Below are 16,890 nucleotides of genomic sequence, written 5' to 3'. Positions count from 1 at the left end.
AAAGGGATAACTCAGTTCATCCCAGGCAGCTGGACCTTGGGCTTCACGTCGTTCTGCACAACGGATGCCAACGGCGCGACCACTCCCTGGCTTTTGAGCAATTGGCCCATGGTCGCCTTGATTCGATACTGAGTAAATAACTGAATGTTCTTGATTTCCGCCAGACGCCGCGAGGCGGTGAACAGCTCGTTTTCGCTGTCGAGCAAATCCAGCAGGGTGCGTTCGCCGAGGCTGAATTGACGCTGGTAGGCAGTACGCACCGAAGTGCTGCGATCGACGTATTGCTGAGCGATCGGCACCTGAGCGTTGGCGTTGTTCAGCGCGTTCCAGGCGAGGCCGAGCTCTTCGTTCAACTGACGCAGGGCGTTGTTGCGGATGTCCAGCGCCTGGTTGGCCAGGTACGACTTGGACTCCAGATCAGCCTTGTTGCTGCCACCGGAATACAGGTTGAAGCGCATGCGCAGCATGGCCTGCCATTCATTGTTGTGGCCGTTCTGGCCGTCGATATCGTTATCGGCGGTACGGCCCAGTTCGGCGTCGAAGCGCGGGTAAAAGGTCGATTTGGCGGTGGCGAACTGCTTCTCGGCAGCGGCGATGTCCGACTCGGCGGAACGCAGGATCGGGCTGTTTTCCAGCATTTGCGCGCGGGCTTCATTGAGGTTGGCCGGCATCATCGCCATGAACGGCGCCGGGCGCTCGAGCTGATCGGGCATCTGGCCGACGGCGCTGAGGAAGTTGGTTTCCGCATCGGCGAGGTTGGTCTGTTCGGTGATCAGGTTGTTGCGGGCCTGGGCCATGCGCGCTTCGGCCTGATCAAGGTCGGCACCGCTGCCGACGCCGCGCTGGGTGCGCAACTGGATCTGGTCGTAGATGCGCTGGTGGCTCTTGAGGTTCTCCTCGGCCAGACGCACGAATTCGCGACGGGTCAGCACGTCCAGATACACCTGGGCGACGGTCAGTGCAGTACGCTCGGAAGTGCCCAGCAGCGAGTAAGCACGGGAGCTGACGTTGGCTTGTTGACGCGCAACTTCGTTGGACGTCGCGAAACCGTCAAAAACCATTTGCGAGAGACGTAAACTTGACTCGCTGCGGTTCAACGTCTCCCAGTGATTGCTTCCACCGTTCGCTCGCGTGGTCACACTGTCAGTGCCTTCACGGCCATAACCGCCCAGCAGATCGACCTTGGGCAGGTATCCCCCTTTCGCAGCCTTTAACTGATAATCCGCCGCCAATCGACTATTGACCCCCGCCTGAATCTCCGGATGGACATCCAGCGCCTGTTGCATGGCTTCTGGTAAGGATTGTGCTTGTACAAAAGAGGCGGCGAGAGCGAAGGGAGTGGCAAGGAGCAAAAGCGAACGCATGGTTGGAATTTTCCCGGAACTTCTTGTCTTGAATCACAGCAGAAACGTGGTGCTGCGTCGGATGATGGCAACCCGAAAGACCGTATGTCGGAAAGTTCAAAACAGGAACTGGATGACAGGCTGAAGGACAGGTCGCCGCGGAAATATCAATGTGACATTAGTGGGGCGATTGTTTAGGATGGCTCCCAGAAGGTCAATAGTTTGGCATAAAGTTAATCGCGATAATTTATAGCCAGATTATTGACGGAAATACAGCGTCAATAAGTTATCCATTTATAGAAAGTACGTCCAGACTGAAGTGGCGCCGACGCCCGTCAGGTCCATGGAAGTCAACTGAATGTGACACCCCGGAGAGTCTTCAATGAGCAGTGTTGTTGCCGTCGTCAAAAGCATTGTCGGTCAGGTTTTCGTGGTGTCCCCAGAGGGCGTGCGTCGCGTACTCGTTGAAGGCGATCGCCTGTATGTCGGCGACCAGATCGATACCGGTCTGTCCGGCGCGGTGTCGCTGGAACTGGCCGATGGCCGCATGCTCGATCTGGGCCGTGACACCCAGTGGAGCGCCAGCTCGCCTGACTCCAGCACTGACCTGGCCGAAGCCACGGCGCAGGCCGCGCCTTCTGTAGAAGAACTGCAGCAAGCCATCGCCGCCGGTGTCGACCCGACCACCGCACTCGAGTCCACCGCGGCCGGCCCGACCGCCGCAGGTACCGGCGGTGCGGCCGGTGGTGGTCACAGCTTCGTCATGCTCGACGCCACCGCTGGCCGCGTCGATCCGACCATTGGCTTCCCCACGGCGGGCATCAATTCTGCCGGGCAAGTCGCGCAGGACACCACGGGCGGCCTGACCACCGACACCACCACCAACGCACTGCGTGACTCGACCCTGAGCCTCAGCGCCACGCCGACCATCACCGAAGCCGGCGGCGTGCTGGTGTACACCGCGACCCTGACCCAGGCGCCGCTGAACGACCTGACTATCACCCTGTCCAACGGCGCAGTCATCGTCATTCCCGCCGGCGCCACCACCGGCACCGTCAACGTGCCGCTGGCGCCGAACGACACGGTATATAACGATCCGACCCAGATCGACGTGACCGTCACTGGCACCAGCGGCGGCAACGGCATCACCGTGACCCCGCCGACTATCCCGGCGACCACGCAAGTCACCGACACCGTCGACACCACTACCGTCACGTTGACGGCTGGTTCGAGCGTGACCGAAGGCGGCCAGATTACCTACACCGCGACGCTGACTAACCCGGCGCAAACTCCGGTTACCGTTACGCTGTCGAATGGCTCGACCATTACCATTGGCGCTGGCCAGACTACTGGCACCGTCAACGTGCCGACCCCAGCCAATGACGTTTACAACAATGGCAGCACCGTTACGACCACGATCACCGGGGCTACCGGCGGCAACTTCGAAAATCTGGTGCCGAACCCGACACCAGCCGTTACCACCATCACAGACTCGGTTGATAACACCGGCCTCACGCTGACCGCGACCAACAACATCGTCGAAGGCGGCCAGATCACCTACACCGCGACGCTGACTAATCCAGCGCAGACGCCGGTAACCGTCACTCTGTCCAACGGTTCGACCATCACCATTGCTGCTGGCGAAACCGTGGGCACCGTCAACGTGCCGACTGCGGCCAACGACGTCTACAACAATGGCGGCACCGTCAGCACCACGATCACTGGCGCTACCGGTGGCAACTTCGAAAACCTGGTGCCGAACACCACACCAGCCGTTACCACCATCACAGATTCGGTCGACAACACCGGCCTGACCCTGACTGCGACCAACAACATTGTTGAAGGCGGTCAGATCACTTACACCGCGACACTGACCAACCCGGCGCAGACGCCGGTTACCGTCACCCTGTCCAACGGTTCGACCATCACCATTGCGGCAGGCGAAACCGTGGGCACCGTCAACGTGCCGACTGCGGTCAACGACGTCTACAACAATGGCGGCACCGTCAGCACCACGATCACTGGCGCTACCGGCGGCAACTTTGAAAACCTGGTCCCAAGCAACACGCCTGCGGTCACGACGATCACCGATTCGGTCGACAACACCGGCCTGACCCTGACTGCGACCAATAACATCGTTGAAGGCGGTCAGATCACTTACACCGCGACACTGACCAATCCGGCACAAACCCCGGTAACCGTCACTCTGTCGAACGGTTCGACCATCACCATTGCGGCTGGCGAAACCGTTGGCACCGTCAACGTGCCGACTGCGGCCAATGACGTCTACAACAATGGCAGCACCGTCAGCACCACGATCACTGGCGCTACCGGTGGCAACTTCGAAAACCTGGTGCCAAGCAACACGCCTGCGGTCACCACCATCACCGATTCGGTGGATGACACTGGCCTGACCCTGACAGCGACCAACAATATCGTTGAAGGCGGTCAGATCACTTACACCGCGACACTGACCAACCCGGCGCAGACGCCGGTTACCGTCACCCTGTCCAACGGTTCGACCATCACCATTGCGGCAGGCGAAACCGTGGGCACCGTCAACGTGCCGACTGCAGCCAACGACGTCTACAACAATGGCGGCACCGTCAGCACCACGATCACTGGTGCAACCGGTGGCAATTTCGAAAATCTGGTGCCAAGCAACACGCCTGCGGTCACCACGATTACCGATTCGGTGGATGACACTGGCCTGAGCCTCAGCGCCACCGGTTCCGTGGCCGAGGGTGGCCAGATCACCTACACCGCCACGCTGACGAATCCGGCCGGCACCCCGGTAACCGTGACCCTGAGCAACGGCTCGGTGATCACCATTGATGCCGGCAAAACCACCGGCACCGTTAGCGTTCCAGCGCCGGCCGATGACGTCTACAAAGACGCCGGCCAGGTCGAAGTCAGCATCAAGGACGCCACCGGCGGCAACTTCGAAAATCTGGTGCCGAACACTACGCCGGCTGTGACCGAAATCACTGACACCGTCGATACCTCGACGGTGAAGCTGAGCGCAGACACCTCGGTTGCCGAAGGCGGCACCGTGACTTACACCGCCACCGTCGGCGCGCCAGTCACCGGCTCGCCTGTGGTCGTGACGTTGGCCAATGGTCAGAACATCACCATCGCCGTCGGCCAGACCACCGGCTCCATCACCTACACCGCACCGAACGATGCCTTGACCGGCAACGCTCCGCTGACCAACTCGATCACTGGCGTAAGCGGTGGCAACTACGAAGATCTGGTGGCGGACAAAACTCCAGTTTCGACCACCGTCACCGACGTGGCCGACACCACCAATCTGTCGCTGAGCGCGACCGCTTCCGTGGCGGAAGGCGGCCAGATCACTTACACCGCAACCTTGACCAATGCTGCTGGCTCGCCAGTGACCGTGACCTTGTCGAACGGCGCCGTCATCACCATCAAGGCAGGCGAAACCAGCGGTAATGTGAGCTTCCCGGCTCCGTCCGACGACGTCTACAAAGACGCCGGCTCCGTGCAGGCCACCATCACCAGCGCCACCGGCGGCGACTTCGAGAACCTCGTTCCGAGTACCACGCCAGCGGTCACTCAAGTCACCGACACCATCGATACCTCGACGGTCAAATTGACCGCCGACACCTCGGTCGCTGAAGGCGGCACCGTCACCTACACCGCCACTGTCGGCGCGCCCGTCACCGGCTCGCCAGTTGTCGTGACCCCGGCCAACGGCCAGAACATCACCATCGCCGTCGGCCAGACCACCGGCAGCGTTACCGCCCCGGTATCGAATGACGTGCAGATCGGTCACGCACCGCTGACCAACTCGATCACCAACGTCAGCGGTGGCAACTACGAGAATCTGGTCGCCGACAAGACCCCGGTCAGCACCACTGTGACCGACACCGTCGACACCACCAGCGTCGCGCTGACTGCCACCGGCAACGTCAACGAAGGCGGGCAGATCACCTACACCGCGACGCTGAGCAACCCGGCCGGCGCGCCTGTGACCGTGAATCTGAGCAACGGCTCGGTCATCACCATTGAAGCCGGCAAGACCACCGGCACCGTGACCGTTCCGGCACCTGCCGATGACGTCTACAAAGACGCCGGCAAAGTCGAAGTGACCATCAAGGACGCCACCGGTGGCAACTTCGAAAATCTGGTGCCGGATACTACGCCTGCGGTGACCAATGTTGCCGACACGGTCAACACCACGCACCTGACCCTCAGCGCAGAAAGCTATGTGCTCGAAGGCTCTACGATCACTTACACCGCAACGCTGACCAACGCCGCGCAGACGCCGGTGACCGTCAACCTGAGCAATGGCCAGACCATCACCATCGAAGCCGGCAAGACCAGCGGTTCGGTGACGATTGCCGCACCGAGCGATGACGTCTACAAGGACGTCAGCAAGCTCACCGTAACCATGACCGATGCCAGCGGCGGCAACTTCGAGAAACTCGACGTCAGCAAGACCCCGGTCAGCACCACGGTCAACGACACCGTCGACACAACCGCACTGACCCTGACTGCCAGCGATACCGTCAGCGAAGGTGGCCAGATCACCTATACCGCGACCCTGAGCAATCCGGCCGGCACTGCGATGACCGTTACCCTGGCCAACGGCGCGGTGATCAACATCGCTGCCGGTGCTACCAGCGGCTCGGTGAATTTCCCGGCGCCCGCCAACACCCCGTACATCGATGGCAGCAACGTGCGGACGGCGATCGCCAGCCACAGCGGCGGCAATTTCGAGCGCGTTGAGGCCGACCGTTCGGCTGTGGTGACCAAAGTCACCGACGCCGTCGACACCACCAACATCAGCCTGAGCGCCACCGGCAGCGTTGCCGAGGGCGGCTCGATCGTCTACACCGCCACCCTGAGCAATCCGGCCGGCACCGCCATGAGCGTGACCCTGAGCAACGGCGCGGTGATCAACATTGCCAAGGGTGCGAGCACTGGCACTGCGACCGTCGCCGCGCCTGGCGATGATGTGTACAAGGACGCCGGCAAGGTCGATGCGAGCATCACCAAGACCAGCGGCGGCAACTTTGAAAATCTGGTGATCGACAAGACGCCTGCGGTAACTGATGTCACCGACACCATCGACAACAGCACCGTTGCGCTGACCGCCAGCGCCAGCGCGGTGGAAGGCGGCGTGGTTGTATACACCGCGTCCGTGACCGCCCCGGTCGCCGGTTCGCCAGTGCTGGTGACCCTGTCCAACGGCCAGACCATCACCATTCCGGTCGGCGCCAGCAGCGCCAGCGTCAACTTCACCGCGCCAAACGATGCACAGGCCGGCGGCAACACTCTGAGCGTGAAAATCGACGGCGCCAGCGGTGGCAATTACGAAAATCTCGTCGCCGACCAAACCCCGGCGGTGACCTCGGTAACCGACGTCGCCGACACCACCAACCTGTCGCTGTCCGCGACCGGCTCCGTGGCCGAGGGCGGTTCGATTGTCTACACCGCGACCCTGAGCAACCCGGCCGGTACCCCGGTGACCGTGAATCTGAGCAACGGCGCGGTGATCACCATCGAGGCCGGCAAAACCAGCGGCACCGTCACCGTTCCGGCACCTGCCGACGACGTCTATAAAGACGCTGGCAAAGTTGAAGTCACGATCAAGGACGCCACCGGCGGCAACTTCGAAAACCTGGTGCCAAGCACCACGCCAGCGGTCACTGATGTCACCGACACCGTCGACACCTCGACGGTCAAGCTGACCGCCACCGAAACCGCGGCCGAAGGTGGCACCGTCACCTACACCGCCACCGTCGGCGCGCCGGTCACCGGTTCGCCTGTGGTCGTCACCCTGGCCAATGGTCAGAACATCACTATCGAAGTCGGCAAGACCAGCGGCAGCGTGAGCACCACCGCGCCGAACGACGTCCTTGCCGGCCACGCGCCGCTGACCAACTCGATCACCAACGTCAGCGGCGGTAATTTCGAAAATCTTGTCGCCGACCAGACCCCGGTCAGCACCACCGTGACCGACACCGTCGACACCACCAACCTGTCGCTCAGCGCGACCGGCGCGGTGAACGAAGGCGGCCAGATTACCTACACCGCGACTTTGAGCAACGCCGCCGGCACACCGGTCACCGTGACCCTGTCGAACGGTGCGACTATCCTCATCGAGGCCGGCAAAACCACCGGCACCGTGACCGTCGATGCACCGAAAGACGACGTCTACAAAGACGCCGGCAGCGTTGAAGCGACCATCCAGAGCGCAACCGGCGGCAACTTCGAAAACCTCGTCGCCAGCACAGCGCCGGCGGTGACTACGGTCAACGACACCATCGACACCACCACCGTGTCGCTGAGCGCCACTGCGAACGTCGCTGAAGGCGAAACCGTGGTCTACACCGCCACGGTGGGCGCGCCAGTGACCGGTTCGCCGGTCACCGTCAGCCTGTCCAACGGCCAGACCATCACCATCGCCGTTGGCGAAACCACCGGCAGCGTCAACTACGTCGCGCCGAACAGCCCGCTGGCGGGCGGCAGCTCGTTGAGCGTGACCATTGATGACGCCACGGGTGGCAATTACGAAAAACTGGTGGTCGACGGCAAGTCCGCAGACACCGTGGTTTCCGACACTACCGACACCACCAATCTGAACCTGAGCGCCAGCGACTCGGTCGCCGAAGGCGGCCAGATCACCTACACCGCAACCCTGACCAACCCGGCCGGCACACCGGTGACCGTGACCCTGTCGAACGGCGCCACCATCACTATCGATGCAGGCAAAACCACCGGCACCGTGACCGTCGACGCACCTAAAGATGACGTCTATAAAGATGCCGGCAAAGTCGAAGTGACCATCGAGGGTGCGACCGGCGGCAACTTCGAGAACCTGGTGCCAAGCGCGGTTCCAGCGGTGACCAATGTCACCGATACCATCGACACTTCGACCGTCAAACTGACTGCCGATACTTCGGTAGCCGAAGGCGGCACCGTGACTTACACCGCCACCGTTGGCGCGCCAGTCACCGGCTCGCCTGTGGTCGTGACTCTGGCCAACGGCCAGACCATCACCATCGGCGTTGGCCAGACTACTGGCACTGCAACTGCTGTTGCTGCGAACGATGCGTTGGCCGGTAATGCTCCGATCACCAACTCGATCACTGGCGTGAGCGGCGGCAACTTCGAAGATCTGGTGGCGGACAAAACTCCAGTTTCAACTTCTGTCACGGACGTTACCGACACCACCAACCTGTCGCTGAGTGCGACCGGTTCCGTGGCCGAAGGTGGCTCGATCGTTTACACCGCTACGCTGACCAACGCCGCTGGCTCGCCAGTGACCGTGACCTTGTCGAACGGCGCTGTCATCACCATCAAAGCAGGCGAAACCACCGGCAATGTGACCGTTGCGGCACCGTCCGATGACGTTTACAAAGACGCCGGTTCCGTCCAGGCGACGATCACCAGCGCCACCGGCGGCAACTTCGAAAACCTGGTACCAAGCACTGCTCCGGCCGTGACGACAGTCACCGACACCATCGATACCTCGACCGTCAAACTGACCGCCGATACTTCGGTCGCTGAAGGCGGCACCGTGACTTACACCGCCACAGTCGGCGCTCCGGTCACCGGCTCGCCAGTTGTGGTAACTCTGGCCAACGGTCAGACCATCACCATCGGCATTGGCCAGACTACTGGCACTGCAACTGCTGTTGCTGCGAACGATGCGCTGACCGGCAACGCCCCGATCACCAACTCGATCACAGGCGTAACTGGCGGCAATTTCGAAGATCTGGTTGCAGACAAAACTCCAGTTTCGACTTCTGTCACGGACGTTACCGACACCACCAACCTGTCGCTGAGTGCGACCGGTTCCGTGGCCGAAGGTGGCTCGATCGTTTACACCGCTACGCTGACCAACGCCGCTGGCTCGCCAGTGACCGTGACCCTGTCGAACGGTGCTGTGATCACCATCAAGGCTGGCGAAACCAGCGGTAATGTGACCGTTCCGGCACCGTCCGATGACGTCTACAAAGATGCCGGTTCCGTCCAGGCAACGATCACTAGCGCTACCGGTGGCAACTTCGAGAATCTGGTACCGAGCACAGCTCCGGCCGTGACGGCTGTCACCGACACCATCGATACCTCGACAGTCAAACTGACCGCCGACACTTCGGTGGCTGAAGGCGGCACCGTGACCTACACCGCCACAGTCGGCGCTCCGGTCACCGGCTCGCCAGTTGTGGTAACTCTGGCCAACGGCCAGACCATCACCATCGGTGTCGGCCAGACTACTGGCACTGCAACCGCTGTTGCTGCGAACGATGCGCTGACCGGCAACGCCCCGATCACCAACGCCATCACCAACGTCAGCGGCGGCAATTTCGAGAATCTCGTCGCCGACAAGACCCCGGTCAGCACCACCGTGACCGACACCGTCGACACCACCAATCTGTCTTTGAGCGCCACCAACTCGGTGGCCGAAGGTGGCCAGATCACCTACACCGCGACCCTGACCAACGCCGCTGGCTCGCCAGTGACCATGACCCTGTCGAACGGCGCCGTGATCACCATCAAGGCTGGCGAAACCACCGGCACCGCAACCGTTCCGGCCCCGTCCGACGACGTCTACAAAGACGCCGGTTCTGTGCAGGCGACGATCACCAGCGCTACCGGTGGCAACTTCGAGAATCTGGTACCGAGCACAGCTCCGGCCGTGACGACAGTCACCGACACCATCGATACCTCGACAGTCAAACTGACCGCCGATACTTCGGTAGCCGAAGGCGGCACCGTGACTTACACCGCCACGGTTGGTGCACCAGTTACTGGCTCGCCTGTGGTCGTGACTCTGGCCAACGGCCAGACCATCACCATCGGCGTCGGCCAGACCACTGGCACTGCAACTGCTGTTGCTGCGAACGATGCGTTGGCCGGTAATGCTCCGATCACCAACTCGATCACTGGCGTGAGCGGCGGCAACTTCGAAGATCTGATTGCAGATAAAACACCGGTTTCGACCACTGTCACGGATGTTGCCGACACCACCAACCTGTCGCTCAGCGCCAGCAACTCGGTGGCTGAAGGTGGCCAGATCACTTACACCGCGACATTGACCAATGCTGCTGGCTCACCAATGACCGTGACGTTGTCGAATGGCGCAGTGATCACCATCAAGGCTGGCGAAACCAGCGGCACTGCGACGGTTCCTGCACCGTCTGATGACGTCTACAAAGATGCCGGCTCTGTGCAGGCGACGATCACCAGCGCTACCGGTGGCAACTTCGAGAATCTGGTACCGAGCACAGCTCCGGCCGTGACGACAGTCACCGACACCATCGACACCTCGACCGTCAAACTGACCGCCGACACTTCGGTGGCTGAAGGCGGCACCGTGACCTACACCGCCACCGTCGGCGCTCCGGTCACCGGCTCGCCAGTGGTTGTGACTCTGGCCAACGGCCAGACCATCACCATCGGCGTCGGCCAGACTACTGGCACTGCAACTGCTGTTGCTGCGAACGATGCGCTGACCGGCAACGCTCCGATCACCAACTCGATCACTGGCGTGAGCGGCGGCAATTTCGAAGATCTGGCTGCCGACAAGACCCCGGTCAGCACCACCGTGACCGACACCGTCGACACCACCAATCTGTCCTTGAGCGCCACCAACTCGGTGGCCGAAGGTGGCCAGATCACCTACACCGCGACCCTGACCAACGCCGCTGGTTCGCCAGTGACCGTGACCTTGTCGAACGGCGCTGTGATCACCATCAAGGCTGGCGAAACCACCGGCACCGCAACCGTTCCGGCCCCGTCCGACGACGTCTACAAAGACGCCGGTTCTGTGCAGGCGACGATCACCAGCGCTACCGGTGGCAACTTCGAGAATCTGGTACCGAGCACAGCTCCGGCCGTGACGACAGTCACCGACACCATCGATACCTCGACAGTCAAACTGACCGCCGATACATCGGTGGCTGAAGGCGGCACGGTCACCTACACCGCCACTGTGGGTGCTCCGGTCACCGGCTCGCCAGTGGTTGTGACTCTGGCCAATGGTCAGACCATCACCATCGGCGTCGGCCAGACTACTGGCACCGCAACCGCTGTTGCTGCGAACGATGCGTTGGCTGGTAATGCTCCGATCATCAACTCGATCACTGGCGTGACCGGTGGCAATTTCGAAGATCTGGTGGCGGACAAAACTCCAGTTTCGACTTCTGTCACGGACGTTACCGACACCACCAACCTGTCGCTGAGTGCGACCGGCTCCGTGGCTGAAGGTGGTTCGATTGTTTACACGGCTACGCTGACCAACGCCGCTGGCTCACCTGTGACAGTCACGTTGTCGAACGGCGCCGTGATCACTATCAAAGCAGGCGAAACCACCGGCACCGCAACTGTTCCTGCACCGTCCGATGACGTCTACAAAGACGCCGGTTCCGTCCAGGCAACGATCACTAGCGCTACCGGTGGCAACTTCGAGAATCTGGTACCGAGCACCACGCCAGCAGTGACCAGCGTCACCGACACCATCGACACCACCACCGTAAAACTGAGCGCAACCGCCACGGCGGCCGAAGGCGGCAACGTCGTCTACACCGCAACCGTCGGCGCGCCAGTCACAGGTTCGCCAGTGGTGGTCACTCTGGCCAACGGCCAGAACATCACTATCGCGGTCGGACAGACCACCGGTACCGTAACTGCCGTCGCACCGAACGATGCGCTGACTGGCAACGCTCCGATCACCAATGCGATCACCAACGTCAGCGGCGGCAATTTCGAGAATCTCGTCGCCGACAAGACCCCGGTCAGCACCACCGTGACCGACACCGTCGACACCACCAATCTGTCCTTGAGCGCCACCAACTCGGTGGCCGAAGGTGGCCAGATCACGTACACCGCGACCCTGACCAACGCCGCAGGCTCGCCTGTAACCGTGACCCTGTCGAATGGCGCTGTGATCACCATCAAGGCTGGCGAAACCAGCGGTAATGTGACCGTTCCGGCACCTTCCGATGACGTCTATAAAGACGCCGGCTCCGTGCAGGCGACCATCAGCAAAGCTACCGGTGGCAACTTCGAAAACCTGGTACCGAGCACCACGCCAGCAGTCACCAGCGTCACCGACACCATCGATACCACCACCGTAAAACTGAGCGCAACCGCCACAGCGGCAGAAGGCGGCAACGTCGTCTACACCGCGACCGTCGGCGCGCCAGTCACCGGCTCGCCAGTTGTGGTAACTCTGGCCAACGGCCAGAACATCACCATCGCCGTCGGCCAGACCACCGGCACCGTAACCGCCGTCGCACCGAACGATGCGCTGACCGGCAACGCGCCGCTGACCAACTCGATTACCAACGTCAGCGGCGGCAATTTCGAAAACCTCGTCGCCGACAAGACCCCGGTCAGCACCACCGTGACCGACACCGTCGACACCACCAACCTGTCCCTGTCGGCGACCGGTTCGGTGGCTGAAGGTGGCCAGATCACTTACACCGCGACCCTGACCAACGCCGCTGGCTCGCCAGTGACCGTGACCCTGTCGAACGGTGCCGTGATCACCATCAAAGCGGGCGAAACCACCGGCACCGTGAACGTTCCAGCGCCAGCTGACGACGTCTACAAAGACGCCGGCACCGTGCAGGCGACCATCAGCAGCGCCACCGGTGGCAACTTCGAAAAACTGGTATCGAGCACCACGCCAGCAGTGACCAGCGTCACCGACACCATCGACACCACCACCGTCAGCATCACTGGCAGCAGCTCGGTGACCGAAGGCCAGACCGCCAGCTATACCGTCAGCCTCAATCACCCGGCGCAGACCGAAGTGACCCTGAAAATCGTCTACAGCGGCACTGCTGCCGACGGTTCGGACTTCACCGGCGTGTACACCGTGAAGATCCCGGCGGGCGCCAGCAGCGCGCAGTTCAACGTCGTCACCCTCGATGACAAGATCACCGAAGGCACCGAGAACTTCGTGGTCAAGATCGATTCGGCTACCGGCGGCAACTTCGAGAACCTCGCGGTCAGCAGCACCAATGGCAGCGTCAGCACCTCGATCATCGACAACGATGCGCCACCGGTGCTGGATCTGGATGCCAACAACTCCAGCGGTGCGACCGGTGCCGATTACAAAGTGACGTTCACCGAGAACACCCCGGGCGCCGGCGTGTCGATCGCTGACACCGACATCAGCATCACCGACCCGGACAGCACGATGCTGACCGGCGCCACTGTGGTACTGACCAACCGTCAGGACGGCGATGCGCTGAATCTGGGCAATAGCGTCAACGGCATCACCATCAATGCCAACAGCACCAACGGCACGGTGACCCTGACCCTCTCGGGTAACGCGACCCTGGCCGACTACATGCAGGCCATCAAGAACATCAGCTTCACCAACAGCAGCGAAAACCCGAGCACCGTGCCGCGCGTCATCACCGTGACGGTGACCGATGGCGGCAACTACTCGAACACGGCGACGACCACAGTCAACGTGGTGGCGGTCAACGATGCACCGGTCGCTGCGCCGAGCAATGTCACCGGCACCGAAGACACGCCGCTGGTACTCGGCTGGTCGACCTTTGGCGTCAGCGATGTCGACAGCCCGGCGAGCAGCCTTGGTATCAAGATCACGCAGCTGCCGGGCGAGGGCAAACTGCAGTATTTGGACGGCTCGACCTGGAAGGATGTTGCCAATAACCAGACCTTCAGCAAGGCCGACATCGATGCCGGCAAGCTGCGCTTCCTGCCGGATGCCAACGAGTCGGGCACCAACGGTTACGGCGGCACAGGTCTGGGCAACAATCAGGCGGACTACGCACAGATCAAGTTCCAGCCTACCGATGGCCAGACGCTGGGCAGCACCGGCACGGTGAAGATCGACATCACGCCAGTGGCGGATGCGCCGACCGTAGCCGTGGCTGACAACAGCGTGAAATCCACTGGCCTGATCAAGGAAGTCTGGACCGGTCTCTCGGGGCTGGGCACTGACGGCAGCGGCGCTAACTCGACCACCCTGAAAAACGTCATCGATGCGGCCGGCAAACCGAACTCCAGCGCCAACGTCACCAACGTGCAGTCTGACGGCAGTGTCGCCGCCGGTACGGCGTCGAAGACCTCGGGCCTGATCTACCTGGAAGCCGGCAAGACCTACAGCTTCAGCGGCGTGGCCGATGACAGCCTGCTGATCACCATCGGCGGCAAGAACGTGGCGTCGGGTACCTGGGGCGCGGGCGGTGCGATCAACGGCTCGTTCACCCCGACCACCAGCGGTTACTACACGCTCGACATCTACCACCACAATCAGAGCGGCCCGGGCAGCTACGACGTCAACCTGTCGGTCAACGGCGGCACGCCAATCGATCTGAGCAACGCCGGCGTGCCGATCTACACCGGTGTGCAGGATCTGATCAACTCGGGCGTGACCGTCTCCGATCTGCACGGCACCAACGGCGAAGGTTATTACGACGGCTACAAGCTCAACACCGGCGCTGAAGGCACCACGGTGAAACTGTCGGCAATCAGCACCGCGCTGACCGACACCGACGGCTCGGAAACCCTGAGCGTGAAGATCAGCGGCGCACCGGTCGGTTCGGTGCTCAGCGATGGCGCGGGGCATACCTTCACCGTTACCGCGAGCAATGGCGAAGCCAACGTCACCGGCTGGAACCTCGGCTCTCTGACCGTGACTCCGCCGACCTACTACAACGGCCAGTTCAACCTGACCGTGACCTCGACGTCCACCGAACAGGTCGGTGGCTCCGCGAGCAGCACCGCGACCATTCCGGTCACGGTAGTGCCTGCGGTGTACAACGCGGTCACCGCCACCTCGGGTGATGACAACGTCATCGGCACCGACGCCAACGACATCATCGTCGCTGACATCGGCGGCCTGACCGTGGTGCCGGGCACCAACTACAACATTGCGTTCATGGTCGACAGCTCGGGCAGCATGAGCACTTCGTCGCTGAACGCCGCGAAAGACTCGCTGACCTCGGTGTTCAACAGCCTCAAGCAAAGCCTGGGCGGCAGCAACTCGGGCACGGTGAACATCTTCCTGGTGGACTTCGATACCCAGGTCAACAAGTCGGTGTCTGTGAATCTCAACGACCCGAACGCGCTGACGATGCTCAAAGCCGTACTCAACTCGATGGGCTCTGGCGGCGGTACCAACTACGAGGACGTGTTCAAGACCACGGCCAACTGGTTCCAGAGCGCCGATGCGGTCGCCAACACAGGGGCGAAGAACCTCACGTACTTCATCACCGATGGCCAGCCGACTTACTACCAGACCGGCGAGCAGACCAACCCGACGCTGTATGGCAACGTGAAACTCGACAGCGTGGTGAACGCCAGCAACTACAAGCAGGGCGACACGTTCAGCACCTACATCGACAACTCGCACTACCTGACCATCAACAGTGCTGGCAGCGTTGTGCTGCAAACCTACAACTCGTGGTGGGGCTGGAGCAGCGAAACCCTGGGCACGATTCATGCGCAGGGCGACGGTACTTATGAGTTGTCGAACCTCGCGGGTACCGGCAACAGCACCAACTCGTCGACGACCAGCAATTCGACCAGCGGCTTTGCCTTGTTGAGCGGGTTGTCGAGCGTCGAAGCCATTGGTCTGAACAACGACGTCAGCCTCAACGACCTCAAGCCGTACGACTCGGACAAAACGCCGCAAACCAACATTGATCCGAAGGACCTGGCCAACTCGATCATCGGCCATACCGAAGCGACGATGCCGGGTAACGACACCGTCAACGGTGGCGAAGGCAACGACATCCTGTTCGGCGATCTGGTCAGCTTCAACGGCATTGCCGGCGAGGGTTACCAGGCGATGCAGGCGTTCGTTGCCAAAGAGACCGGCGTCGACGTCAGCAAAGTCAGCACCAGCAACGTGCACCAGTACATCACCGAGCACTATCAGGCGTTCGATGTATCCGGCGCGCACGATGGCAACGACACGCTGCTCGGTGGCGCGGGCAATGACATCCTGTTCGGCTCGGGCGGCACCGACCTGCTCGACGGCGGCAAAGGCAATGACATCCTGCTCGGCGGCACCGGCAACGACACGCTGATCGGCGGTCAGGGCAACGACATCCTCATCGGCGGTTCCGGTGGCGACACCTTCGTCTGGAAATCGGGCGACACCGGTAACGACGTGATCAAGGATTTCAAAGCCAGCGAAGGCGACCGCATCGACCTGCGCGACCTGTTGCAGGGCGAGACCGGCAGCACGATCGACAACTTCCTGAAGATCACCACGGTGGATGGCACGTCGTCGCTGCAAGTCAGCTCGGCGGGCAAATTCAACTCGGGCGATGCCGCTGCGGCCACGCCGGACGTGACGATCAAACTGGAAGGCAACAATTGGGCGAGCGCCAACCTGCACAACCTGATTGCCGGCAGCGATCCGACCATCAAGGTCGATCACAACAACAGCTGAGGCTGAAACAACAACGGCCGCCTCTTGTGAGGCGGCCGTCGCGTTTGCGGGCAATGTAGCGGTGACGATTTGATCGGCGCCCCGCATACTGGCGCGCAGTTGGCTATGCTGCTGACAGCATGACGC

General features: G+C 61.7%; 2 protein-coding genes. One reads left to right on the top strand and one right to left on the bottom strand.

The window, feature by feature from the left end; all coding sequences use genetic code 11:
* Nucleotides 1–11 precede the first annotated feature (11 nt).
* Entirely contained in the window at nucleotides 12–1,364 is a 1,353-nt protein-coding gene (locus AB4N73_RS22515) for a TolC family outer membrane protein (protein WP_460142563.1), read from the bottom strand.
* A 361-nt stretch (nucleotides 1,365–1,725) separates the two neighbouring features.
* On the opposite strand from AB4N73_RS22515, the gene AB4N73_RS22510 reads away from it, so the two are divergent.
* The gene (locus tag AB4N73_RS22510; RefSeq protein WP_460142562.1) at nucleotides 1,726–16,764 is read left to right on the top strand and encodes a retention module-containing protein; all 15,039 of its coding nucleotides are present in this window, start codon (nucleotides 1,726–1,728) and stop codon (nucleotides 16,762–16,764) included.
* Nucleotides 16,765–16,890 lie beyond the last annotated feature (126 nt).

Source organism: Pseudomonas sp. S3_B08 (assembly GCF_054667725.1).
Note: the sequence above shows the minus strand (reverse complement) of the source record. Positions and strands in the feature narration are given on the sequence as shown.

What these genes read in the sequence shown, in the direction of transcription:
- AB4N73_RS22515 (WP_460142563.1), bottom strand. Translation starts at nt 1,364, where the DNA reads ATGCGTTCGCTTTTGCTCCTTGCCACTCCCTTCGCTCTCGCCGCCTCT.
- AB4N73_RS22510 (WP_460142562.1), top strand. Translation starts at nt 1,726, where the DNA reads ATGAGCAGTGTTGTTGCCGTCGTCAAAAGCATTGTCGGTCAGGTTTTC.